Annotated in this window: 20 protein-coding genes, 9 tRNA genes and 1 pseudogene; 5 read left to right on the top strand and 25 right to left on the bottom strand. The window is 40.5% G+C overall.

The window, feature by feature from the left end; translation table 11 throughout:
- Nucleotides 1-15: 15 nt before the first annotated feature.
- The 10 genes from TY15_RS19275 to TY15_RS19320 all read right to left on the bottom strand — a co-directional run bounded on the left by TY15_RS19275 (nucleotide 16) and on the right by TY15_RS19320 (nucleotide 1,581).
- Nucleotides 16-89: transfer RNA gene (locus TY15_RS19275), tRNA-Gly, on the bottom strand.
- A gap of 14 nt (nucleotides 90-103) precedes the next feature.
- A tRNA-Pro gene (locus TY15_RS19280) sits at nucleotides 104-180 on the bottom strand.
- An 8-nt stretch (nucleotides 181-188) separates the two neighbouring features.
- Nucleotides 189-265, bottom strand: a tRNA-Arg gene (locus TY15_RS19285).
- A 59-nt stretch (nucleotides 266-324) separates the two neighbouring features.
- A tRNA-Leu gene (locus tag TY15_RS19290) sits at nucleotides 325-411 on the bottom strand.
- A 64-nt stretch (nucleotides 412-475) separates the two neighbouring features.
- Nucleotides 476-557: transfer RNA gene (locus tag TY15_RS19295), tRNA-Leu, on the bottom strand.
- A 65-nt stretch (nucleotides 558-622) separates the two neighbouring features.
- A tRNA-Gln gene (locus TY15_RS19300) sits at nucleotides 623-697 on the bottom strand.
- 49 nt (nucleotides 698-746) lie between these two features.
- A tRNA-Glu gene (locus TY15_RS19305) sits at nucleotides 747-818 on the bottom strand.
- A 10-nt stretch (nucleotides 819-828) separates the two neighbouring features.
- Nucleotides 829-919, bottom strand: a tRNA-Ser gene (locus TY15_RS19310).
- A gap of 3 nt (nucleotides 920-922) precedes the next feature.
- Nucleotides 923-997 (bottom strand) — tRNA-Asn (locus tag TY15_RS19315).
- Nucleotides 998-1,101: 104 nt separating this feature from the next.
- Nucleotides 1,102-1,581 (bottom strand): SprT family protein, encoded by a 480-nt coding sequence (locus tag TY15_RS19320; protein ID WP_040205649.1) that lies wholly within the window; start codon nucleotides 1,579-1,581, stop codon nucleotides 1,102-1,104.
- A 95-nt stretch (nucleotides 1,582-1,676) separates the two neighbouring features.
- On the opposite strand from TY15_RS19320, the gene cmpA reads away from it, so the two are divergent.
- On the top strand, nucleotides 1,677-1,790 hold the full coding sequence (gene cmpA, locus TY15_RS24435) for a cortex morphogenetic protein CmpA (protein WP_007083554.1): 114 nt from the start codon (nucleotides 1,677-1,679) through the stop codon (nucleotides 1,788-1,790).
- A 53-nt stretch (nucleotides 1,791-1,843) separates the two neighbouring features.
- Here cmpA and TY15_RS19325 read toward each other — a convergent pair whose 3' ends face one another.
- From TY15_RS19325 to acpS, 6 genes are all read right to left on the bottom strand, one after another.
- Entirely contained in the window at nucleotides 1,844-4,021 is a 2,178-nt protein-coding gene (locus TY15_RS19325) for a Tex family protein (protein ID WP_040205651.1), read from the bottom strand.
- Between the two features lie 291 nt (nucleotides 4,022-4,312).
- Complete coding sequence (gene ndoA, locus TY15_RS19330; RefSeq protein ID WP_007083556.1) at nucleotides 4,313-4,663, bottom strand: type II toxin-antitoxin system endoribonuclease NdoA; 351 nt, start codon at nucleotides 4,661-4,663, stop codon at nucleotides 4,313-4,315.
- Between the two features lie 4 nt (nucleotides 4,664-4,667).
- Nucleotides 4,668-4,949: a CopG family ribbon-helix-helix protein gene (locus TY15_RS19335; protein WP_040205661.1), complete on the bottom strand. Its 282-nt coding sequence runs from the start codon at nucleotides 4,947-4,949 to the stop codon at nucleotides 4,668-4,670.
- A 184-nt stretch (nucleotides 4,950-5,133) separates the two neighbouring features.
- Nucleotides 5,134-6,297 carry an alanine racemase gene (gene alr / locus TY15_RS19340; RefSeq protein WP_040205653.1) on the bottom strand — a complete coding sequence of 388 codons (1,164 nt, stop codon included), beginning with the start codon at nucleotides 6,295-6,297 and terminating at the stop codon, nucleotides 5,134-5,136.
- A 120-nt stretch (nucleotides 6,298-6,417) separates the two neighbouring features.
- Nucleotides 6,418-7,431: a LolA family protein gene (locus TY15_RS19345; RefSeq protein ID WP_040205655.1), complete on the bottom strand. Its 1,014-nt coding sequence runs from the start codon at nucleotides 7,429-7,431 to the stop codon at nucleotides 6,418-6,420.
- A 187-nt stretch (nucleotides 7,432-7,618) separates the two neighbouring features.
- Nucleotides 7,619-7,969, bottom strand: coding sequence for a holo-ACP synthase (gene acpS, locus TY15_RS19350; RefSeq protein ID WP_040205656.1), 351 nt, complete (start codon nucleotides 7,967-7,969; stop codon nucleotides 7,619-7,621).
- Between the two features lie 142 nt (nucleotides 7,970-8,111).
- Between acpS and TY15_RS19355 the strand changes: the two genes are divergently transcribed.
- The gene (locus tag TY15_RS19355; protein WP_244440966.1) at nucleotides 8,112-8,792 is read left to right on the top strand and encodes a rhomboid family intramembrane serine protease; all 681 of its coding nucleotides are present in this window, start codon (nucleotides 8,112-8,114) and stop codon (nucleotides 8,790-8,792) included.
- 88 nt (nucleotides 8,793-8,880) lie between these two features.
- Here the strand turns inward: TY15_RS19355 and cshA are convergent, their stop codons facing one another.
- The 4 genes from cshA to TY15_RS19375 all read right to left on the bottom strand — a co-directional run bounded on the left by cshA (nucleotide 8,881) and on the right by TY15_RS19375 (nucleotide 15,075).
- Complete coding sequence (gene cshA, locus TY15_RS19360; RefSeq protein WP_040205658.1) at nucleotides 8,881-10,365, bottom strand: degradosome RNA helicase CshA; 1,485 nt, start codon at nucleotides 10,363-10,365, stop codon at nucleotides 8,881-8,883.
- Between the two features lie 450 nt (nucleotides 10,366-10,815).
- Nucleotides 10,816-12,195 carry a UDP-N-acetylmuramoyl-tripeptide--D-alanyl-D-alanine ligase gene (locus tag TY15_RS19365; RefSeq protein ID WP_040205659.1) on the bottom strand — a complete coding sequence of 460 codons (1,380 nt, stop codon included), beginning with the start codon at nucleotides 12,193-12,195 and terminating at the stop codon, nucleotides 10,816-10,818.
- Between the two features lie 99 nt (nucleotides 12,196-12,294).
- Entirely contained in the window at nucleotides 12,295-13,374 is a 1,080-nt protein-coding gene (locus tag TY15_RS19370) for a D-alanine--D-alanine ligase (RefSeq protein WP_040205660.1), read from the bottom strand.
- Nucleotides 13,375-14,298: 924 nt separating this feature from the next.
- Nucleotides 14,299-15,075, bottom strand: coding sequence for a hypothetical protein (locus TY15_RS19375; protein WP_040205666.1), 777 nt, complete (start codon nucleotides 15,073-15,075; stop codon nucleotides 14,299-14,301).
- A 316-nt stretch (nucleotides 15,076-15,391) separates the two neighbouring features.
- Between TY15_RS19375 and mgtE the strand changes: the two genes are divergently transcribed.
- The 3 genes from mgtE to uptA all read left to right on the top strand — a co-directional run bounded on the left by mgtE (nucleotide 15,392) and on the right by uptA (nucleotide 18,800).
- Nucleotides 15,392-16,750, top strand: a complete 1,359-nt coding sequence (mgtE, locus tag TY15_RS19380; RefSeq protein WP_040205667.1) for a magnesium transporter — start codon at nucleotides 15,392-15,394, stop codon at nucleotides 16,748-16,750.
- Between the two features lie 123 nt (nucleotides 16,751-16,873).
- The gene (locus TY15_RS19385; protein ID WP_040205669.1) at nucleotides 16,874-18,055 is read left to right on the top strand and encodes an FtsW/RodA/SpoVE family cell cycle protein; all 1,182 of its coding nucleotides are present in this window, start codon (nucleotides 16,874-16,876) and stop codon (nucleotides 18,053-18,055) included.
- A 148-nt stretch (nucleotides 18,056-18,203) separates the two neighbouring features.
- Nucleotides 18,204-18,800: an undecaprenyl phosphate transporter UptA gene (gene uptA, locus TY15_RS19390; RefSeq protein ID WP_179301755.1), complete on the top strand. Its 597-nt coding sequence runs from the start codon at nucleotides 18,204-18,206 to the stop codon at nucleotides 18,798-18,800.
- Between the two features lie 984 nt (nucleotides 18,801-19,784).
- On the opposite strand, the gene TY15_RS19395 is transcribed toward uptA, so the two are convergent.
- The 5 genes and pseudogenes from TY15_RS19395 to argS form a co-directional block, all read right to left on the bottom strand.
- Nucleotides 19,785-20,105, bottom strand: coding sequence for a hypothetical protein (locus TY15_RS19395; protein WP_040205671.1), 321 nt, complete (start codon nucleotides 20,103-20,105; stop codon nucleotides 19,785-19,787).
- Between the two features lie 179 nt (nucleotides 20,106-20,284).
- Complete coding sequence (locus TY15_RS19400) at nucleotides 20,285-21,466, bottom strand: NupC/NupG family nucleoside CNT transporter (protein ID WP_040205672.1); 1,182 nt, start codon at nucleotides 21,464-21,466, stop codon at nucleotides 20,285-20,287.
- A 284-nt stretch (nucleotides 21,467-21,750) separates the two neighbouring features.
- Nucleotides 21,751-21,939 (bottom strand): annotated as a pseudogene (locus TY15_RS25015) (MFS transporter); the annotation flags it as partial.
- 94 nt (nucleotides 21,940-22,033) lie between these two features.
- Nucleotides 22,034-22,501, bottom strand: a complete 468-nt coding sequence (locus TY15_RS19405) for a DinB family protein (protein ID WP_040205673.1) — start codon at nucleotides 22,499-22,501, stop codon at nucleotides 22,034-22,036.
- 43 nt (nucleotides 22,502-22,544) lie between these two features.
- Entirely contained in the window at nucleotides 22,545-24,239 is a 1,695-nt protein-coding gene (gene argS / locus TY15_RS19410; protein WP_040205674.1) for an arginine--tRNA ligase, read from the bottom strand.
- Nucleotides 24,240-24,279 lie beyond the last annotated feature (40 nt).

Consider the following 24,279-nt stretch of genomic DNA (forward strand, 5'->3'; position numbering starts at 1 on the left):
AACAATCATAAAGTTTGGAGCGGGTGATGGGAATCGAACCCACTACATCAGCTTGGAAGGCTGAGGTTTTACCAGTAAACTACACCCGCATAAAGTTTTTAAATGGTCGGGAAGACAGGATTCGAACCTGCGACCCCTTGGTCCCAAACCAAGTGCTCTACCAAGCTGAGCTACTTCCCGTTAAATAATGGCGCGCCCGGAAGAAGTCGAATCCACAACCTTCTGATCCGTAGTCAGACGCTCTATCCAATTGAGCTACGGGCGCATAATAAAAATCAACTTTTAAAGTATATCATACTCAGTTTGGTATGTCAACAATCTTTTTGGTGCGGCCGAGAGGACTTGAACCTCCACGGGTTATTCACCCACTAGGCCCTCAACCTAGCGCGTCTGCCATTCCGCCACGACCGCATGTGATTAGCGACAAAAATAATCATAACACATTTATCATTTTTGCACAAGAGGGAATTTTTGATGCGGGTGAAGGGAGTCGAACCTCCACGCCTTGCGGCGCCAGATCCTAAGTCTGGTGCGTCTGCCAATTCCGCCACACCCGCATATAAAGCATAAGCACTTTAATTCAATTTATATCCGTTGTACTAACGACAAACAAAAAATAAAATGGCTGGGCTAGCTGGATTTGAACCAACGCATGTCGCAGTCAAAGTGCGATGCCTTACCGCTTGGCTATAGCCCAATGATATAAAGAAAACAGGAAATGAATCAAAGTCACTCCCCGTTCCTGATGACCCCTACGGGACTCGAACCCGTGTTACCTCCGTGAAAGGGAGGTGTCTTAACCGCTTGACCAAGGGGCCTAAAATTTTATGGCGGAGAAGGAGGGATTTGAACCCTCGCGCCGGTCACCCGACCTACACCCTTAGCAGGGGCGCCTCTTCAGCCTCTTGAGTACTTCCCCATATGGCTCCGCAGGTAGGACTCGAACCTACGACCGATCGGTTAACAGCCGATAGCTCTACCACTGAGCTACTGCGGAATAATCTTAACTTAATAAGGCGAATGCCCTATCGACTCTTTACATTATAATGACGATATAATCGAAAGTCAATATCATTTTTAGATAAAAATTTCGTCCAACATTTACTGTTTTTCTAAAATAACTTCTTTCACCTTCATCAATTTCCCTTTGCATTTACCACAAACATATCTACTTGTATCGATGCTCTTCCTGCGTTGATAGGAAAGCTGGCATTTCGTGCACTGATATAAAAGGATTTTCTTAGATGAACTCCGACCCTTTTTACCTGGTAGCTGTGTGCAAAATCGGGGAGCACCTACTTTTTTCAACAAGCTTTTAAATTCTTGATCTCGATGCTGATATCCCTTTCCTTCAAGATGAAGGTGATAATGGCATAGTTCATGCTTAATGATCCCGATTAGTTCCTCTTCCCCTAGCTCGTCCAAATACTTTTTATTAATTTCAATATTATGAGTTCCAAGAAGATATCTTCCCCCTGTCGAACGTAACCTAGGATTAAAGGAGGCTATGTGTTTAAATGGCTTCCCAAATAGTTCAACAGATATGTTTTCCACCAATAATTGAAGTTCTCTCTGTTCCATTTATGAGTCCCTCACTTTCTAGCGAACGTGACAACCTATTATAGCATATATTGTATATACCTTTAATGATGATGTACTTTTCGGGAGGTATGACTATGCCAACTTGGTTGCAGAACCAAATGAAAAGAGCTTTCTATGAGAAGGACCGCTACCAGATTAAATTGTTAAACCAGTGCTGGTTTTTTTACAGAAAAAAACACTGCTCCTAAAAGCAGTGTTTCAATTATTCAAGCGCCCGGTCTCGAGAAAAGGGCGCTTCCCGCTATTCTACCGATGGTGGTAACATCGTTAAGGCGACACGGCCTTTTTTCATATCTACTGAATCGACCCAAACCGTTACGACATCACCAACGGACACAATGTCCAATGGATGTTTGACAAATCGATTGCTAAGTTTAGAAATATGAACGAGCCCATCTTGTTTCACACCGATATCAACAAACGCACCAAAGTCGACCACGTTACGTACAGTACCCTGCAATTCCATTCCGGCCTTCAAATCCTCTAACTTTAAGACATCCTTTTTCAGAAGTGGACGAGGTAAATCGTCACGTGGATCTCGTTCCGGCCTTACTAAGGCATCAATAATATCCTTTAATGTTAACTCTCCAATCGCAAGCTCTTCTGAAAGGGATTTTAAATCAAGACCGTTTAGCGCTGTCTTTAACTCCTCCGAGCCTAAATCGGTGGCGGTAAAGCCCAGTTTCGTTAATAGTTTCTTCACTTCATCATAATGTTCAGGATGAATTCCCGTTTTGTCCAGCGGCTGTTTCCCATCCAGTACTCGCAGGAAACCAATCGCTTGCTCGTAGGTTTTCGCTCCAAGGCGAGGTACTTTCTTTAATTGAACTCTACTCGTAAACTTCCCTTCCTCTTCACGCTTTTTGACAATATTATTGGCAGCTGTTTTGTTCAGTCCCGCTACATACTGTAAAAGCGAAGAAGAAGCGGTATTTACATTTACTCCAACCCGGTTAACTGCTGTTTCAACAACAAAATGTAACGATTCTGATAATCGCTTTTGTGAGACGTCATGCTGGTATTGACCAACCCCCACTGATTTTGGATCAATTTTCACTAGTTCAGCTAAAGGATCCTGCAGTCGACGGGCAATGGAAACCGCACTTCTTTCTTCAACTTGAAAATTAGGAAACTCTTCTCTGGCAAGATCTGAAGCAGAATATACACTTGCACCCGCTTCATTAACAATTAAATAGAAGATCTCCTCCTTCATTTCTTTTAATATATCGGCCACAAACTGTTCTGTTTCCCTTGATGCGGTCCCATTTCCGATTGCAGCCATTTCTACTTTATATTCACGCAGGATGTTGATAAACTTTTCCCGCGCTTCTTTTGTTTTTGAAACAGGGGGATGCGGGTAGATCACATCTATCTTCAGTACTTTCCCCGTTTCATCGACTACTGCCAACTTACAGCCTGTCCGGTAGGCAGGGTCAACACCAATCACTACTTTTCCCTTTAATGGCGGTTGTAGGAGCAGATTTCGCAAATTCTCTGAAAAGATATGTATCGCTTGTTCTTCCCCTTTCTCGGTTAACTCGCTCCGGATTTCGCGCTCGATTGAGGGTTGAATCAGTCTCTTATAGCTATCTTCCATGGCCTCTACCACAATCGGAGCAGCCGGGGAATGTTGAACGCGAATCCATTTTCTCGTTAAATAAGTCATAATCAAATCTGCATTCATTTTGACCGAAACGCGCAAAATGTCCTCCTTTTCTCCGCGGTTCAGCGCGAGAATTCGATGAGGCACAATTTTGTTTACTGGTTCTTCATATTCATAGTACATTTCATAAACGTTCTTCTCATCTTTCTCTGCTTCTTTCACGGTTGATAAAACAGTTCCTGATTTAAAGGTTTCTTTACGAATCCATTTGCGGCTCTCCGCATCATCAGACACCCACTCTGCAATAATGTCTTTTGCACCAGCAATCGCGTCTTCAACTAAAAGCACTTGTTTTTCCTCTGAAAGAAATGACTTTGCTTTTTCCTCAATACTATCTTTAGGAAATGTCATGAACCACTCCGCTAGTGGTTCAAGCCCCTTCTCCTTCGCAACCGTAGCTTTTGTCCGTCTTTTCTGCTTATAGGGTCTATATAAATCCTCAACTTCTTGAAGTTTTTCTGCTTTTGTAATAGCCTTACCTAGTTCATCAGTTAATTTCCCTTGTTCAGCAATAATGCGTAGGACTTCTTCTTTTCGTTGTTCAAGGTTCTGAATATATTGCCTGCGCTCTAAAATATCTCTAATTTGCACCTCATCAAGAGCACCCGTCATTTCTTTTCTGTATCGTGCAATAAACGGAACCGTGTTCCCTTCATCGAGTAAAGCGATTACACTTTTCACTTGTTTAGACGCGATCTTCAGTTCTGCTGAGATTTTCCCAACTAGCTGATCATCTTTTACAACTGTATCATTCACAAAAAAACCTCCATACCGTTTTACAATATTATACCAAAACTGCAGATGCGTTTCATTATAGTCCGCTACTGCAGTATTTTTGATTAAAAACACACTGATTAAAATTACACAAAATTCAATCTAGACTTTAATTATTCTTTTACAAACATCACCTTAATTAAGTCCTTTCGGCGAACACCGCCTTTTTTAGACAAAAGAAAAGCAAGCCTATTAAGCTTGCTCATTAGCAGAATTATCCAAGAGGCAGGATATGTATGAAAAAACGCTCTTGTAAAAAGAGCGTACTTTAAACTAAAATTCGATGAGACCTAAGCTTACCTGCAAGGCTTCATCCACTTTCTCCATCATTTCGTCATCGAGATGGGTAATCTTATCGGTTAACCGCTGCTTATCAATTGTACGAATTTGCTCTAACAGAATGACCGAATCTCGTTCAAATCCGTATCGCTTCGCATCAATTTCTACATGAGTAGGAAGCTTAGCTTTCTGAATTTGAGCTGTAATAGCTGCAACAATCACTGTGGGACTAAACCGATTCCCGATGTCGTTTTGGATGACAAGTACAGGTCGGACGCCGCCTTGTTCAGAACCAACAACTGGGGATAGGTCCGCGAAATAAACGTCACCACGTTTGACAATCAAGGGATTATCCTCCGCTTACAAGACGTTCAACTGTGTGTTCTGCCTCATATTCTGCTTGAAATGCTTCAGATGCAATACGAAGATTTATCTTTGCCATTTCCATGTATCCTCGTCTCATCGACTCGCGAATTTGTCTCTTTTTTCGTTCGCGTAAATACATTTTTGTTGCTTGGTAAATGAACTCGCTACGGTTTACATTATCTTGCTTAACGAAACCATCTAACTCAGTTAAAAGATGTTGCGGTAACTTCACTAAGATTTCCGTAGTTGCGCCAGATTCAGACACAAACATACACCTCCACCATCACTACACACCATTTTTCATCTGTACCATATTTTATAATAACACTAAACGAGCCCAATTCCTAGACTAAATATAATTCTACTGTATTATAAGCCAATAAAAGATACTTTTATGCACAAATTACCGCAATATCATAAATATGTTCGAATTTCTATATTTAAGCCTGCTAATCATTCAGAAGGTAATTTTTTAACTCGACAATTTTCCCCCTCTTTTTATAAAGGCGGGGTACTCGATTGGATATGATACAAGGCACTTCATAGTTAATGGTTTCAAGTTTTGCGGCAATTTCATTGACAGAGATGCGTTGCTCACCTTCACCACCAATTAATGTAATGGTTGTCCCAACAGGAATTTCGGATGGGAGCCGCACCATACATTGGTCCATACAGATTCTGCCGACAATTGGGAAGCGTTCTTCCCCCACTAACACCTCTTGCCCTTGAAGTCTGCGAATCCACCCATCCGCATAGCCAATCGGCAATGTCCCGATCCATTCTTCTTGCTCACTTTGATACGTGGACCCATAGCTTACTTTATCACCTTTTTCCAGCTTCTTTACATGGACAAGACGCGTGCGTAGAGAAAAGGCCTCTTTCAAAGGGAAAGGGATTTCTTTTTCCATTTCAATCGATGGCGTCAGGCCATACATAGCGATCCCCAGGCGAACAGCATTGAAATAGGTTTTTGGAAATCGGATGGACGCCGCACTATTGCTGGCATGTATATACTTCGGACGGGCCGTTAGCGTACTAATCATCTTTTCAAATAATTCCAACTGCTCCTGAAAATAGGTTAAATCCAGCTGATCCGCAGTAGCGAAATGAGTATAGATCCCCTCTAAATAAAATCGATTATCTGCTAGAATGGTTTTTTCCACGATTGCTAATTCTTCGAACCCACGAACGCCAATTCTCCCCATTCCCGAATCTATTTTAATATGTACGGAAACTCTGTCATCAGCTCCTAAATATTCTTTTGCTTTCTGCAGCCATTCCTCCTGAAAAACAGTTAGAGTGATATTAAACTGGGCTGCCAGATGGACATCATCCGGTCGAGTTGCTCCTAATACGAGAATTGGAGCATTGATTCCCTTCTTTCTTAGGGCAATTGCTTCATCCATAAAGGCAACGGCTAGATATACCGCACCGGCCGCTAGTGCCGTTTCCGCTACTTGAACATCACCGTGGCCATACGCATTTGCCTTTACAACGGCAATGATAGCCACCTCGTGCGGTAAAAGCTCTTTAACGGAGTTGACATTATCAGTGATACAATCTAAATCGACTTCTACCCATGTATCTCGATAAAAATATCCTTGCGCTTCCATCGTTCCACTTCCTAACTCGAATTACATGATCTCATTTTATCACAATAAATAGGATACTACTTTTGAGAAAAACTTTCCAAACTAAACAAAAACAGGCTCATAATTGAGCCTGCCGTTAGATTATTTTACTGGGTCACCTTGAACCGATGTTGCTACTTCAACTAATTCATCTCTAGTCAGATTTTCCGATGCAATCATGTAATCAACGCCGTCATGCGACCAAGAAATGGAGTGATCGGAAAGGGCTCCAATGGTAACACCCAAATCAACGATATCACCTTCCACATTGGTTGGAGTTGTAGTCGCTGTCTTCGCCGTTACTTTTTCCTGGACGAGTGTATAGGATTTTTTACCATCAAATGTAAGGATTACCCGCGTTCCATCTTCAATCTTGACCGTTTTTTCACCAATCAATTTGGTTCCTTCTAACTCAGCAGTTGGATATTTTACCGTAATAGCTTGATCGCCGCCCTCCGCCATTGCCGGTAAATTAAGCTGTGCACGTGTCATGTTTTTCTTCATATCGAAAGCATCCTTGTCAAAATCAGCATTAAACTTAACCTTTGAAAATTCTACTGTCACAAGGGCATTACGATCTGGATCCATCACTTTTACGACTGCTGGCGATAAATCACTTTTATTTAGCTTAATTTCTTGGATTGGAAGCATACTATTATTCTGATACCTGGTTTTTGTTTCAAATATATAATATTCCTTTGTCGAAGAGAACTTCGCCTCTTTATCAGCCACAATATCCTTGATCAATGATTCGTACAAATAGGCTTGGCTGCTATTTTGCGGCCAATCACTTTGAAAGCGAAAACTCTTATTTAATGCTGGTGTCAGAACAAATACTCCTTCGTTATTCCGTAGAATCATTTGGCTTTGGTCTTTTTCAGCATTTTTTAAATTCACTCGATAAAAAGTAGGATCCTTATGCCAGATTTCCACGTTGTAAACTTGAGAATCCGTACCCATTTTCAACGTCATTTTTGCATTCACCTTATAGCTGCTTAGGTCATCCTGCTTACTTTTTAATTCCTTTACCACATCACCTTGTGATTTTGATCCACAGGCAGCTAGTAAGAAAATGACCATCAGCCCCGTAATGAGCAGCAAAAACTTATTCCTCATTCCTTCAACCCCTTCTTGTCTCATTTCATATGATTATTGAGAAGAGAAAGGCAGGGATCAGGCATAATGTGACCATAGCTGACCTTGTCTCTCCTGTTTCCCTATGAATATATGAGACAAGTTAGGGGAATATTCTTATCAAGTTGCCAAGCTTTGAAAAAAGCGCACGACGCCTTGGTTATGTATGTTAGCTTTCTTCAATAACCACCTGGGCCACAGCGTAATCTCGACTATGAGAAATCGACAAATGTGCCTGGATTACCGGTTTAGATATAAATGGCTTGCCATTTATATCTGTATCCACTTCAATATCTAAAAAGCTCAGTTCGCTCCCTATTCCTGTACCGACGGCTTTTGAAAAAGCTTCTTTCGCCGCAAATCTCCCTGCTAAAAACTCTATCTTTCTCACTTCTGATAAATCTCCGAACCTTTTCTTTTCATTCTCAGTTAAGATTCGATTCACAAATTTCTCTTGTCTACTAATGATCTCACTCACTCTTGAGAGTTCAATAATATCGATTCCTATTCCTTTAATCACCCTTTATCCACCCTTCTATTTAAATTCCCATTCGCATAATAGTGTAAAAGAGGGAAAATCCGTATATGATGGTTAATGAGAGGAGGTTTTTCCTATTTTCACCAGAACTGAAAGCTTTCGCGAATTTCTGCGCTTTTTCCCAATGGTCTCCATCATCGTTGCCATTCACTTACTATTATACCTTTTAACGATTCTACCCATTTTTCCAAACTACTGGTTCCTTGAAAACTTTTCTGGCGTTAATCTGTATATTATGGAAGGAGAAGTTTGGAGACTGATTACTCCTACTTTTATGCATAGTGGCTTTGCACATATGCTGTTTAATAGTGTTTCGCTCATTCTATTCGGACCAGCGCTTGAGCGTATGCTTGGAAGTAGGCGGTTTGTATTTATTTATCTCCTATCCGGGTTTATTGCCAATGTCGCTACATTACTGCTGGAACCATTAACCTACACCCACGTCGGATCAAGTGGTGCTATTTTTGGTCTATTCGGCTATTATATAGCGATTATCGTCTTTCGCAAACAAATGATATCCCGACAAAACTCGCAAGTTATCCTGACACTCGCTGTCGTCAGCCTTGTCATGACCTTTTTACAGCCAAATATTAACGTCGTTGCCCATTTGTTTGGATTAATTGGCGGTTTTTTACTCGGTGCTATTCCTTATTATAATCGAAAAAATTTGTCAGACTCTATCAGAAGCACAGCGGTTTGGACCCAAACGAAACGGAAGAGCGTATCCTTTCAGTCACCACTGAAACTTCTAATTTGGACCATCATTATTATTATAGCCATCATTGGTTTCTTATCACAGAAATAACAAGGATTTCCTGATACATTTGACTGGCGCGATCCTTTTTTATGTACAAAAAGAGCACGGACACAAAGGTCCATGCTCTCAGTTATGATTATTGGTGATTAAAGCTTCTTGGTTTTGAAGATTTGCCACCTGTTCTTTTTTCACCACTTCTTGGTTTTACCGGAGCTTTTTTTCTGTTCCGGTCTCCACCATATGAGCCTCTAGAGTCATCTCTTCTTCTACGGTCACGATCTTGTGGTTTTCTATCTCTTTTTTGTGGCAGTTGTTCTTCTGTTAACTTAATCGGAGTTGTGTCCGGTTCTTTTGTCAACATCTTCAATACGGCAGCAATAACAGTTGACGCATCATTTTCTTCTAAAAGCTCTTGTGCTGCTGCTTTATAATAATGCAAATTGTTTGATTCAATCGTCGCAACAATCTTTTCAACAACTGCTTTTTGTTGACCTTCTAAGGCCTCATCAAGCGTTGGAGCTTTCATTTTTTCCATCTTATGACGAGTTGTTCTTTCCACAACAGCTAGATAAGATTTTTCACGCGGTGTAATGAATGTTAAGGCAATACCCTTTTTACCAGCACGACCTGTACGTCCAATACGGTGAACATAACTTTCTGGGTCCTGCGGAATATCAAAGTTGTAAACATGTGTTACACCAGAAATATCAAGACCCCGTGCAGCTACATCTGTTGCAACAAGGATATCAATCGTACCCTCTTTAAACTTTCTAAGAACCGACATACGCTTGGCTTGGGTTAAATCCCCATGAATACCTTCTGCTGTATAACCTCGTAAAGTTAATGCTTCTGATAATTCATCGACACGACGTTTAGTACGACCGAAAACAATCGCTAGTTCTGGTGATTGAATATCCAAAAGTCTTGTTAAGACATCGAATTTATTTCTTTCTTGCACTTCAAGATAATATTGTTCAATCGAAGGCATCGTCAATTCTTTCGTTTTTACACGAACGATTTGCGGCTCCCTCATGAACTTTTCAGCCATTCTTTGAATCGGTCCAGGCATTGTTGCCGAGAAAAGTAATGTTTGTCTTTCTGCTGGTGTTGCAGCAAGAATCGATTCAATATCTTCAATGAATCCCATGTTTAACATTTCATCTGCTTCATCAAGGATCACAGTATTTACCGTATCAAGACGCATAGTTTTGCGGTTGATATGGTCTAACACACGTCCTGGAGTACCAACAATGATATGCGGAGCCTTCTTCAGTGAACGAATTTGGCGGCTAATATCCTGGCCACCGTAAATTGGCAATACGCGGGCTCTTTTGCCTGCACCAATTTTGTAAAGTTCTTCCGATACTTGAATGGCTAACTCCCGCGTTGGTGCAATAATAATCCCTTGAATGGCATCAACACTAGTATCAATTTTTTCCACCAATGGAATCCCAAATGCCGCTGTTTTACCCGTTCCTGTTTGAGCTTGCCCGATCAAATCAATACCTTTTAGCCCCAATGGAATCGTTTCAGACTGGATTGGTGTTGCTTCCTCAAAACCCATTTTGAGGACAGCTTTTAAAGTGGCCTGGCTTAGGCCTAATTCTTCAAACTTTGTCAATGTTTTCATTCTCCTTCATCTATTTAAAAATTTTTGCAATGTGCTGAATATATTTTTACTTACTCAAAAGGTGTAAGTAACTCGAGCTCCTGGCGTTGGAGCTAGACACGCATCAAAATGCGGTAATAGGTACTTCTTTTATTTTACCAAAAAAAAGACATCTCTCAAAAGAGTATGCCCTTTTTCAATCGTCCTTTAGACACGTTGATGAATATCATACCACTGTTACTAGTATTTTGCAATAAAGACATGTTTGTTACATTCAAACCGTCCTCATGCTCCATCAAAAAGTCACACATGGAGAAAAGGGCCTTTTTCTCCTCACCGTTATTTTTCTTATATCGTGCTGAATTCATTCATCTCACTAGAAGCTTTCAGAAAAAAGAATCGTGATTCGTGAAATTCAGCTTCGTTCACACCACTTCCTGAACAGAAAGTGGTGTTAGACCCCTAACGATTTTGTATGGCCGTAACGATTTCCTCTAATTTCATCCCTCGTGATGCCTTCACGAGAACAAGTGTATTGGCATCCAGATACTTTTTTAATTCTTGAATGAGTTGATCTTTATCATTAAAAGCAAATACGTTTTGTTTGCCCAAAACCTTTCCCGCACCTCTGGCAGTATGACTCCCTAGTGCTCCGTATGTGAATAGATAATCAATTTTACTTGGGTCGAGACCTTCACCGATTTGGAGGTGATACTGTTCCTCCTGTGGTCCAAGCTCGAGCATGTCGCCGAGGACAAGAATTTTCCGTTCGAAGCCTTTTAAATTAGAGACTAATTCAATCGCAGCCATCATGGACGTTGGACTGGCATTATAGGCATCGTTAATAATTTTCTCCCCATGCTGCCCTTCCACTAATTCCATCCGCATATTCGTTAGCTTAATACCAGCAAGACCTTTATTCATTTCTTCAAATGGAATCGAAAAGTAATGGGCAATTTGCATCGAAGCCAGTGCATTTAAAATATTATGTGTTCCTAAGACCGGAAGTTCATAGACTGTATCAGCTTTATTTACTTTAAAACGGTTCCCTTGGCCTATTTGGATAATTTCGGTTGGAAATATGTCATTCGTTTCATTTCTCCCAAAGGTTTGAACTTGGAGATTTCCTTTATGTTGGTTAATCCGTTCCATGAGGAGGGGCTCATCTCCATTTAAAACAGCTAGTCCGCCCTCATGCAGCCCTTGCAAAATTTCAAGCTTCGCCTCGGCGATTCCTTCTCGTGAACCAAGATCAAGGAGATGGGATTCCCCTATATTGGTAATCACCACTGCATCCGGGCAAGCAAGTTTTGTCAGAAATTCAATTTCTCCACGACCGCTCATTCCCATTTCCAGGACAGCTATATTAGTATCCTCATGTAAGCCTAAAACCGTTAAGGGAAGACCGATATGGTTATTATAATTCCCTTCCGTCTTTTGTACTTTGTAATGAGTCGATAACAGACTGGCAGTCATATCCTTCGTCGTCGTTTTTCCATTACTTCCCGTTATTCCGACCACTTTAACTGGTAATTGTTGGCGATAGTTTCGTGCTAACTCCTGTAAGGCAATAAGGCAGTCATCGACAATTAGGATCGGCAAATCGACAGGTGGATTCGGAACATCACTTTGCCAAAGAGCAGCAGCTGCTCCCTTTCGAATGGATTCTTCAACATACTTATGTCCGTCGGCACGTTCACCTTTTAACGGAACAAATAAGTTACCTGCAGCGATATTTCGAGAATCAATTGTGACCCCATTGATCTCCACTTCTGCAAATGGAGTCACATCATTGAGGACAGAAATCATTTCGGAAACCTGTTTCAAAGAGCGTTTTATCAATTTGATATCCTCCTTTAACTTTTTCTGGTTTTACTTTATTTAAACAGAAATGGACACGGCACTTAAGCCGTGTCTCTCATTTGTCTTCATTACTGAACATTAAAAAGTATATTTAATATTTTGCTTTTCCGCATGTCGTTCCTTGGCAAGCTCGACGAGACGCTCAATTAATTGTGGGTACTCCACTCCCGTGTGCTTCCACAAAAGCGGGAACATACTAAACGGAGTAAAGCCTGGCATCGTATTTACTTCATTTATTAATGCCTTCCCATCCTTCGTTAAAAAGAAGTCCGCTCGAACCAATCCTGAGCAATCTAATGCCTTGAAGGCACGAATGGCCATTTCCTCCAACTGCCCGTATTCTTCTTCGGTAATATCAGCAGGAATAATTAAGGCTGTATTGCCATCTTGATATTTTGCTTTATAATCATAAAAATCCGTTTTTGGCACAATTTCACCAGCCACAGAACATTTAGGCTCATCATTGCCGAGAACCGCAAGTTCCACTTCACGGGCTACGACACCCTCTTCAATGATCACTTTACGGTCAAATTGGAAGGCCTCAATGAATGCCGCGTCTAATTCGGCCCGATTTGAACACTTGCTGATGCCTACGCTTGAACCAAGATTGGCTGGCTTTACAAAGCATGGATAACCTAGCTCGGCTTCCACCTTAGTGTAGGTCTCTTCCTTCGCCTTCGCCCATTCGCTTTTCACAAAAGCAACATAGTTTACTTGTGCCAATCCAGCCTGCGCAAAGACATTTTTCATGATCACTTTATCCATGCCAGCTGCTGAAGCTAGAACACCATTTCCTACGTACGGTAGATTTAGTAATTCTAACAATCCTTGTACCGTTCCATCTTCGCCATTTGGACCATGCAACAATGGGAAAATAACATCTAGTGGGGCTGCCTCTTGTGCCTCTGCTTGGAAAAGAGCCGGGGCAAGGGATAATGGTGTTAAAGGATTGCTAGCAGAAAATTCAAGTGCTTTCACATTCTCCACTGGTCCATTTAACTGTGGTCCCTTAATCCATTGGCCTTCTACATTTATGTAAATAGGATGAATTTCAAATTTTTCAAGATCTAATGCTCGGATCACCGCAAGTGCTGTTTGTAAGGATACTTGATGCTCAGCGGACTTTCCTCCATATAACAAACCTAGTTTTGTTTTCATACCAAAACCTCCATATTCTCTTTCACCGTTATATTTTAACATTTTATTAAATAAGAAAGGAAATGTAGCTAAAATGTTTTTTAAATGTTTTATTAAAGTTTTTTCCTATTCATTATTTTATGTTATATACGGCTTGCTTAAAAACAGTCAATCGATAAATTATCATGATTTAATGATGTTTTACTACCGAGAAAGTGATATTTTTTCTCGGCAATCCTTTTTAAAACCTTATAAATCAAAGTTTTTTATAGAATATTAAAAGTGCTAATTGAGTTTGAATAAAGCTGGCATATGTTTTCCGAGGCTTACCGCTCGCTTTCCACGGGGCGAGCGCCGAGCCGCTTCGTCGCTACGCTCCTGCAGGGTCTCGCCTGTCTCGCTAATCCCGTAGGAGTCGAGCGGACGCCTCTCCAAACGATTAGATGGTTCCTTTTTATCTGTTACAAACGAACAAAGAACGATCTTTTTCATATGTAAATTTTGACTTAGAGAATAACCTGGTAGTTGGGAAAATCGTTGCTATACTCCCAACTATATCTCTGTCAGATGATCCTGAAAAAACCTTCCTTTTTTCGAGAACCTTGTTAACCCTTGAATAAGGAGTGATACCTTTTTTTAATTTTGGCTGTGTAGTCGGACTCAATTGATTGGAGCGGAAGGCACTCGACTCCTGCGGGAGGACGGGGCTGGGGAGACCCCACAGGCGCTTGCGCCGAGGAGGCTCCCCGTGCCGCCCGCGGAAAGCAAGTGCCTGGAGCGGAAATCATCACTCAAATTTAATACAGCCGAAATTTAAGAGACTTTTTCAGTTCCCGCTAGTATGTTTACGAACGTTTTAAAATTATAATCTCTAAACAAAAGTAAAGCTGTCGAAGGTATTTCGACAGCCTATCAGTCCCGGCAGCGGGACTGTTTTCTCATTTCCTATATGACATTCAGCTTCCATTCTTTTGTTTTTTTATCAAAAGTAATTTTGGCATGATACGGTTTATTGGAGATTTGTTCGTATTCCTCGACCATATCGTCCATATTATCGAAATCCCCCATCACCCAGATGGGTATTTCAATCCGGGCCCGCTGGTGGTCGGCATCGCGTAAAGAAATGCAAATTCCTTCTTTTATAAAGGGGGTCAACGACAGGAGAATTTCCTTATTGACTTGCGGATAGTCGCGTTTTTTCCGAATCCCTAGGATGGTCTTTTCAAGTTTAAGTTCCCCGAGCTTACCTGCGATCGATTCACTTAATAGATGGAAAAAATCCTTGAAGCTTCGATAATAAATTTTGTTATACCAGCCATCATCATGGGCCAAATAAACAAAGCGATTACCTAATTTATTATAAAAAGGCAATTTTAAATGCTGCTTTTGATGGCCCAAATATAATAATTCCGCTAATTCTTGACCCGAGAGTTCATTCAGCACTTCTTCTTCCATAAAATCGATCCAGCAGAAGTTTCCGTATCCATATACGTCTTCCGCAGCTAATTTGGAAATGCTATCTTCCGGACAATACTCAAGCTGTGTATGCATATTAAAATCTGCATCATCAAAACGGTGCTTCAATAAAAGCAGATTATTTAATGAACCTGAAAAAGCAGCAGCAAATTCATTGAATTCGATACCGTAAGATAGTACATACTGGTCTGACTGGTTTAAATGAACATAGATGAGATCCCGTATGTCTTGATGATGCTTTTTCAAAGCCAAACTCCTCCGATCAACCACAATTAATTTATATATGGATGCTTTCCCATGAAACTTCCAAGTGCTTTCATAAATACTTCCTTATTTTATCAAATAATAGGCCCAATAGCATATTTCAATTCTTTTACAAAATAGAAGTTTTATTAAAATACGATAAAGAAGTACCAGACAAAATCATTCGTGTTTCTTTCAATAATTACACATACTATTTACGAACTGATCACCTTGTCTTATATAGACCATGTTAATTAAATTGAATAAAGGGAAATCAACAGTACAAGCAACTCTTGTAGAAAAGGAGCGTATATGGAATATGATTAAAGATATGACTCCCAACGAAATCAATCTATATATTATAAAAACGCTAAAGGATAATAAAAAAGCGGAATTTGACACCATTTTAGAGGAACTCCAGCCCTATGATATTGCGCAAATTTATACAGAATTACCAGAAAAGCATAAAGGGAGATTCCTACTTTTCTTAAAATTCGACGTCCTCGCAGACCTTATGGAGGAGCTTGAAAAGTCCGAACAGCTCGGATTATTAAACATACTCGGCATTGAAAAGTCGAGTAAGGTGCTTGATTTAATGGATAATGACGATCTCGCCCTATTGTTAAATGAGTTATCACCAGAGAAAAAGGATTCATTATTGTCCGGAATGAAAATAGAGGAATCGAATGCGGTTAAGGGCATTATGAATTACCCTCCAGAAACGGCTGGACGAATCATGACAAATCGATTTGTCTGGATTCGAGATTACTTTACGGTTAGAGAAGCGGTCGATAAATTTAAAGACTTTGCTGAATTTGCTGAATCCATTAACTATCTGTATGTCATTGACGAAGCACGGCATCTAGTCGGCGTTGTATCTTATCGTGATTTACTGTTAGCAGAACCTGAAGAAAAAATACGCAAGATTATGTATGAACGAGTGATTTCCGTATCGGTTACCACTGACCAAGAGGTAGTAGCGCGTATTGCGGAACGCTATGATTTCCTTGCCATTCCAGTAGTTGATGAGAACCATGTCCTGGTCGGAATTGTGACCGTCGATGACATCATTGATGTCGTCATCAGAGAAGCAAATGAAGATATTGAAAAGTTATCAGCATCAGGGAAATCAATTGACTTTGAAACAAAAACAATGGTTGCGGCGGCCAGGAGACTTCCATGGCTTATCCTTCTCTTATTTATTGGTGTCATTTCAGGAAGAATTATTAGTAGCTTTGAGGATACACTGCAGCAAGTCGTGGCGCTTGCTTTCTTTATGCCAATGATTGCTGGTATGACCGGAAATACTGGCACGCAATCACTGGCCGTTGTAGTAAGAGGACTGATTTCCCACGATATTGATAAAGGCGTGATCACCCGGTTAGTCTTAAGAGAATTAGGAGTCGGCATTACTATTGGGCTTACCTGTGCCGTGTTAATCGCTATTATCGCCTATATATGGCAAGGCAATCTGATATTAGGTGCCGTTGTTGGCTCCTCACTTTTTTTCACGCTTATCATTGGCACACTTGCAGGTACGATTATTCCCCTTATTCTATATCGATTAAAAATTGACCCTGCTGTTGCTTCAGGTCCCTTGATTACAACGTTGAATGATATTTTTTCCTTATTGACCTATTTTGGGATTGCCACCATGTTTATCAAGCATTTGATGTAACAGGGTGAACCTTTTTCTTTTAAAAATGAAACCTTTTTCTGATCTAAACGTTATGTACTATATCTCATTTCCCCCTGTGTCTTTACTAGCATGAAGATAATTTATAAAAATTAGGTGTGCCACATGATAAAGAAAAATGCGGATCGTTTTGATTGGACATTAACCTTATTATTGTTTCTCTTTTTCCTCGTCAGCTGTGCCGCCATTTATAGCGCTCAAGCATCTGGACAATATGGAAAAACAAATTTTCTAATCATGCAAGTTTTTTGGTATATCATTGGGAGCTTGATTATATCCATGGCCATCTTTATCGACGGCTATCAATATAAACGACTTTCCTGGTATCTCTATGGCTTCGGGGTGATCTTGCTTCTTGCCGTTTATCTCGCACCCGAATCGATTGCTCCCGTTAGAAACGGTGCGAAAAGCTGGTTTGTCATAAAAGGAATTGGTCAGGTTCAACCATCAGAGTTTGTGAAAACCTTTTTGATTCTTGCTTTAAGTCGACTGATTAGCACTCACCATGAAAAACACCTAGAAAAAACACTCATAACAGACCTTTTTTTGCTGATAAAATTAGGAATCACAACGGCTGTACCGCTTGGATTGATTATGCTCCAACCAGACCTTGGAACAGGACTCGTCATTCTGTCTATTTTAACAGGGCTCATCTTGATATCCGGGATTTCGTGGAAGATCATCCTTCCTATTTATGGTGCTGGCGCGTCACTTGCTGTCCTGATTTTCTACCTTGTATTACAGAAGCCCGATTTTCTTGAGAAATATCTCCATGTCCAAACCTATCAGTTTAACCGAATCTATGCCTGGCTCGATCCCTATCACCATTCAACAGGCTCAAGTTATCACCTATTAAAATCGTTGAGCGCCATTGGCTCAGGCCTAATAACAGGTAAAGGCTTCAGCCATCGTGAGGTTTATCTCCCTGAAGCTCATACTGATTTTATTTTTAGTGTGATTGGTGAGGAGTATGGCTTTGTCGGCGGCAGTATTTTGATTGGACTCTATTTTCTTCTTATTTATCATTTAATTAAGACAGCCCTGGATAGCCATGATCCGTTTAGTACGTATGTTTGTACAGGGATTATTAGTGTAATTACCTTTCATGTCTTTCAAAATATTGGCATGACGATCCAGGTACTGCCGATTACTGGCATTCCGTTGCCCTTTATCAGTTATGGCGGCAGCTCACTCATGGGGAATATGTTTGCGATGGGTTTGGTGTACAGCATCCGCTACCACCATAAAACCTATATGTTTTCATCAAAAAAATCCTTATCGGTGTAATAATAAAAGCGCAAGGTGACATTAAACAAATCCCCATATTTATTTCAATATTAGACAAACTGGTTTAGAATTAGAAAGGGGAAACTTACAGTTCCCTAAAATACTTAAGATCAGATCTAATAACTATTATTTACATAAGCGAAGGTGAATTATGGCAGACTTTATTAACTCAATCTTAGAATTTCTCTCACAGTTAGGATACTTCGGCATTGCCTTAGGATTAATGATTGAAATTATCCCCAGTGAAATAGTTTTAGGCTATGGCGGATATATGATTTCGCAAGGACACATTAATTTCGTCGGCGCCGTTATTGCTGGTACCATCGGCGGAACGATTGCTCAACTATTTTTATATTGGGCTGGCTATTATGGCGGACGGCCATTTTTAGAAAAGTACGGGAAGTATGTCTTTATTCAAAAGCATCATATTGATGTGGCTGAAAATTGGTTTAAAAAATATGGCGTCGGGGTGATCTTCACTGCGAGGTTTATCCCTGTCGTCAGACATGCCATCTCCATTCCAGCTGGGATTGCTAAAATGTCCTTTACCAAATTTACACTATATACAGTCGCGGCCATTTTACCATGGTCCATTCTCTTTATTCACTTAGGAAAGGTATTGGGCAGTAACTGGGCAGATGTGAAAGAGTTCGCTCAACCGTATGTACTACCGATTCTGATTGCAGCGATCATATTGGGCGTCATCTACTTCTTAGTAAAAAGAACGAAGAAAACCACCGATTAAACCAAATCGGTGGTTTTTCAGGCTGTTGAAAAACTTTTGAAGCCTTATTTCCGTTTAGGTTATTAAAATTTATTACTTTTCTGTTCGATAAAATGTTTGTTTACATACAGTAGTAACTGAAAAGACTTCCTAAATTTAGGCTGCATTGAATTTGGGTGGTGATTTCCGCTCCAGGCACTCCGCGTCCGCGGGCGGAACGGAGAGCCTCCTCGGCGCAAGCGCCTGTGGGGTCTCCCCAGCCCCGTCATCCCGCAGGAGTCTACGTGCCTTCCGCTCCAATCAATCGAGTCCTATTACGCAGCCAAAATTTGAAAAGATATCATTCCCTATTTAAGGATAAAAAACACTCATGGTCAAAAGGCGTTTTTTTAATCATATCTGACCGAAATATGGATGGGGTTGTAAAAAATAGAAGACGCCATTCAGCTATTTTTCTATTCACTATTTGGAAATTTATTTAGGCTAGAGAATGTGATTTATTCGTCTGTCCAAAAAACAAGAATTCGTTTAAATAGGAACAAGAGAAGATAAGAGTGCATTGCTTATCTGTATCGGAAAAATACTGTATATATGGATACGAAAAGGTGAGTGAAGATTTGCGGACTCACAAGATAGAGCTGCAAGAACTTTGCTATTGTCGGTTACTTGGAATTAAAAATGTAGTGCGCAAGCTCTTTTAGATGAAGCTAGCCAAAATATGAAAAAATATTGTCCCCCCTAGCAAAACTAGGTAAAGTTGATTGGAGTGGAAGGCGCTCGACTCCTGCGGGAGTACGGTGCAGGTGAGATCCCACAGGCGCAATGCGCCGAGGAAGCTCACCGGAACGCCCGCGGAAAGGGGGCGCCTGGAGCGGAGATCAACTTCCACTAACACACTTAACAGATGTAAAATTTTAGAGTTTAAAAAAACTTGCCGAGAAGAATATCTTTCTCGACAAGCTGGAAAACCACCGATTAGACCAAATCGGTGGTTTTTTCCTTTATTTAAGAGTGCTGCTTGGAAAACTTTTTCTGTGCCCAGGCATCGAGCTTTTTCACATCGTTCTTCCCAATGGTGAAACCGTAAATGATAAGCAGTACAATGATTAAGGTAAATAAATCAAGCTTTTTCGTTGCGATAAAATTAAGAATTCCCATTAACACCTGCGGAATAACTCCCGTTACTGCAAAGAGAACCGTACCCACCTTAAACCAGAAGTTTGATTTCAACCCATACCTTGCATACAAAAGAAAAAAGGTCGATAACCACGCCAGTACTTCAAGACTGACTAAAATAACCCACTTATTCTCCACTAAAAAGCCCATTGTTTCCCCTCGCCGTTCATGTCTAATTTTTAAACAAATCTGGAAGCGTCGCCTTATAACTATCTTTTTAAAAACCAATAACCCGAAATGGTCGTGTAAAAATCTTTTCATCATTGAGAAACGTTATAATAAAAAGCCTTCTACTTAATCTTAACAGATTAGCAGAAGGCTTTTTATTATTATAGCATGACACCCGTAACGGCTGCAGTTAAAAGGCTGACAAGTGTTGCGCCAAACAACAATTTAAGTCCAAATTTTGCGACTAGATTACCTTTCTTCTCGTTCAAACCTTTCACTGCACCAGTGATAATTCCAATCGATGAAAAGTTTGCAAAAGAAACAAGGAATACAGAAATAATACCAATGGTTCTTGATGATAATGTATCTGTTATTTTTGCCAAATCCATCATGGCAACGAACTCATTGGACAATAGCTTTGTCGCCATAATCGTTCCTGCATCAACAATTTCTGAAGATGGAATACCAATGATAAAGGCGAATGGTGCGAATACGTATCCCAGCGCCATTTGGAAGCTAATCCCGAAAATCGCCGCGAACACATAATTGATCATACTGATTAAGGCAACAAAACCAATTAGCATGGCACCAACAATGATTGCCACTTTGAAACCATCTAAAATATATTCTCCAAGCATTTCAAAAAATGTCTGCTTTTCGCCTTCTTGAATATCAATAATGTCTTCTTGCTCTGTTACTTCATAAGGATTAATAATGTTAGCGATGATAAAACCACCAAATAGGTTTAATACCAGTGCGGTTATAACATACTTAGGTTCAATCATCGTCATATACGCCCCTAAAATGGAGGCTGACACAGTTGACATCGCGGATGTACACAATGTATATAAGCGGTGTTCAGGTAAATAGGGCAACTGTTTTTTTACTGAAATAAAAACTTCTGATTGGCCAAAGACAGCAGATGCGACGGCATTGTAAGACTCTAACTTCCCCAATCCATTGATCTTGCTTAAAGCCAACCCCAGGAAACGGATGATGATAGGAAGTACTTTAATATATTGGGCAATTCCAATTAAGACGGAAATAAAGACAATCGGCATTAATACAGTTAGGAAAAATGGTGCTTCACCTTTATTCGTCATTCCGCCGAATACAAAGTTAATTCCATCGGCTGCATATTTTAGCAGGTGTTCAAACAGCTCTGAAACCCCTTTAATAATGAAAACCCCTACTTCGGTATTAAGCAGTAAGTAAGCAAGCACGAGCTGTAGCACTACCATGATCGCAATCGGCTTAATCTTGATTCCCTTTTTATTGGTACTGGCAATAAACGCGAGCAAGAAGATCACAACGATTGCAGCCAGGAATAGAACAAATTTCAACACTATCTCTCCTTTTCCTTCTTTTATGATGTTAGCTTTTTATGTTTAATTAGGAACTGTTCGAAATGTTATTCGACAAAAAACGACAGCGTTTTCAAACACAAATTTGATTATAAGTTTGCTAGGATAGGGTGTCAACCATTTACAATGAAGTGGTAAAATTCAGGTTATTCACTCATATCTAGTAATAATGTCCCCTCGATGACTCCGCTTCATCCATTTCGTTCGGATCATTTTGGGCATAAAAAAAAGTATAGAGTTTCCTCTATACCCGGCCTTGTGTCTTATCCCTTTTGTTGTAGAGCTACACGATCCTTAATTAGAAAAAATATATAAAGAAGCATCGAAATAAAAATCGACAGCGCTGCGGTTATATAAATGCTACTATAACCAAGCAAATAGCCAATTTGACCGAACACCATTGCCCCTATCCCGACGCCTAAATCAAAAAATGAATAAAAGGTGGCATTCGCCTCTTCTTGAAGCAGGGATTAAATCAGTGGCAATTGTTCCTGATGCAGTTGTGGAAAAACCCCAACCGACTCCTTGCACGACGCGCATAAGGGGTTAGTTTGCCTTTGCGGCAGTAATTACACGGTCCATAGACTGTATTTGTCCAAGGTGCAGTGCCTCATGAAAATTAGAAAAATTGGCCAGCTCACCGAAGGTTTCTTGCCCAAGGAACGTTGTTTTTAACTTCTCAGAAAACCTTTCTCCTGGGATTTGATTGATTCTATCTAATTGATCCCTTAGTTGAATGACCAATTCTTGCACAGAAGGAATCTCCCCTTGCCAGTCCGCAGGTTTTGTACCAGTGGCAAAGAACTCCAAATAATTGGCGGGAAGGTTCGTTGATTTTTTTGGAAAACCAAACAGTAACTGCTCGGTAACCGTTAGTACATGGCCTATATGCCAGTGAATGGTGTTGTTAAAGCCTTCTGGTTGGATATCCAAAATTCCCTCTTCTAGTGTCGACACCTTTTTCACAAACGATTTCCTCGTTAAGGCAAAACTCTTCGATAATAATTGACTCATTTTCCATCCCCCTCATTTTGTCTATTTCATTGAACTCCTGTTGTTACATTTCCTCAGGTGCACTAATTCCTAATAAACGCAGGCCTTCTTTCAATACCATCATTACTGAGTACACAAGCGCTAAACGTGCCTCTTGCTCCTCGCTCTCCTCTAGGATTTTCACCTCAGCGTAATACTTATTAAAGGCTTGAGCGAGGTCGATAATATATTTTGCCACCTGTGATGGATCGTAGTTTTCACAGGCCCTTTTAATTGCCGGTGCGAATTCCATTAGGAGACCTGCCACTTTCCACTCTTTGTCCCAATAATTAGTATATGTTGGAGACTGTAAATTAGCATGCCAATTCGCTTTTCGTAAAATCGAACAAGCACGGGCATAGGTGTATTGGACATATGGCCCTGTCTCTCCTTCAAAGCGGAGCATTTCCTCCAAGGAAAACTCAATATCATTCATCCGGTTATTTTTTAGATCATGGAAAATAACCGCTCCAACCCCCACTTGTTTAGCCACTTCATCTTTATTAATGAGAGTTGGGTTTTTCTCTTCAATATTGTGTCGAGCCATTTCAATCGACTCCGTTAATACTTCTTCTAGGAGGACCACTTTTCCTTTTCGTGTCGACATCTTTTTGCCGTCCTTTAACATCATCCCAAATGGTACATGGACCATCTTTTCGGCCCAGTCATAACCCATTTTCCCTAATACGGCGATTAACTGTTTAAAATGAAGGCTTTGCTCATGACCAACCACATATAAGGACTGGACAAAATCATAATTCTCTTTGCGGTAGAGGGCCGCAGCTAAATCCCGGGTCGCGTATAGTGTAGCTCCATCAGATTTTTTGATTAGACATGGTGGCAGATTTTCCTCCGTTAATTCGACCACCATCGCTTGGTCGGATTCAATCAGCAATAGTTTTTCCTCAAGGAGTTCGACGACTCGGTCCATTTTGTCATTATAAAAGGCCTCGCCCGCATACGAGTCAAATTGCACATTCATCAATTCATAAATACGAGAAAATTCCTTTAACGATTCATCGCGGAACCATTGCCACAGGTGTAACGCTTCCTCGTCACCATCCTCCAATTTTTTAAACCAGCCGCGTCCTTGATCTTCTAAGGCTGGCTCCGATTCCGCCTCTTCATGGAATTTAATATAGAGGGCTAATAGCTCTTTTATCGGATTTTGCTTAACCTTCTCCGCCTCTCCCCATAATTTGTACGCCGTAATTAATTTTCCGAACTGCGTTCCCCAATCCCCCAAGTGGTTAATTTTGATGGGTTTATAGCCGCATTTCTCTGAAATCAGGGCAAGCGCGTTGCCAATAACAGTGGAACGTAAATGCCCCATTGAAAAAGGCTTAGCGATATTCGGTGACGACATGTCAATCGTCACATTTCCACCGTTCCCGAAATCAAGATCGGCAAAATGACCCTGTTTTGTAATGACTTCATTTACAAGTTTTTCGGATACGAGCTTTTTATTTAAAAAGATGTTGATATAGGCGCCAACAACTTCCACTTTTTCAAAGGTAAACGATTGTATCTTTTCACTTAAATCTTGCGCTATTAGCTGGGGGGCCTTTCTTTTTACCTTTGCTAGCGTAAAGCAAGGAAAAGCTAAATCCCCATGTAAAGCGTTCTTTGGCTTTTCAATCATCTGCTCTAATTCCGCTACTGAAATCTCCTGATCTAGCAGCTCGTATAACAACTCTGCAAGTTCTTTCTTAAAATCCATGTCGATAGACCTCCTTTTTTATAAAAAACAAAAAACCCCC

It is taken from the genome of Neobacillus jeddahensis, assembly GCF_000612625.1.
GTDB lineage: Bacteria > Bacillota > Bacilli > Bacillales > Cytobacillaceae > Neobacillus > Neobacillus jeddahensis.

Coding starts and splice junctions, on each gene's coding strand:
- TY15_RS19345 (WP_040205655.1), bottom strand. CDS start 7,431: ATGAGGAATAAGTTTTTGCTGCTCATTACGGGGCTGATGGTCATTTTC.
- cmpA (WP_007083554.1), top strand. CDS start 1,677: ATGCCAACTTGGTTGCAGAACCAAATGAAAAGAGCTTTCTATGAGAAG.
- TY15_RS19385 (WP_040205669.1), top strand. CDS start 16,874: ATGATAAAGAAAAATGCGGATCGTTTTGATTGGACATTAACCTTATTA.
- TY15_RS19405 (WP_040205673.1), bottom strand. CDS start 22,501: ATGAGTCAATTATTATCGAAGAGTTTTGCCTTAACGAGGAAATCGTTT.
- TY15_RS19395 (WP_040205671.1), bottom strand. CDS start 20,105: ATGGGCTTTTTAGTGGAGAATAAGTGGGTTATTTTAGTCAGTCTTGAA.
- argS (WP_040205674.1), bottom strand. CDS start 24,239: ATGGATTTTAAGAAAGAACTTGCAGAGTTGTTATACGAGCTGCTAGAT.
- TY15_RS19355 (WP_244440966.1), top strand. CDS start 8,112: ATGGTCTCCATCATCGTTGCCATTCACTTACTATTATACCTTTTAACG.
- TY15_RS19320 (WP_040205649.1), bottom strand. CDS start 1,581: ATGGAACAGAGAGAACTTCAATTATTGGTGGAAAACATATCTGTTGAA.
- TY15_RS19370 (WP_040205660.1), bottom strand. CDS start 13,374: ATGAAAACAAAACTAGGTTTGTTATATGGAGGAAAGTCCGCTGAGCAT.
- alr (WP_040205653.1), bottom strand. CDS start 6,297: ATGGAAGCGCAAGGATATTTTTATCGAGATACATGGGTAGAAGTCGAT.
- mgtE (WP_040205667.1), top strand. CDS start 15,392: ATGATTAAAGATATGACTCCCAACGAAATCAATCTATATATTATAAAA.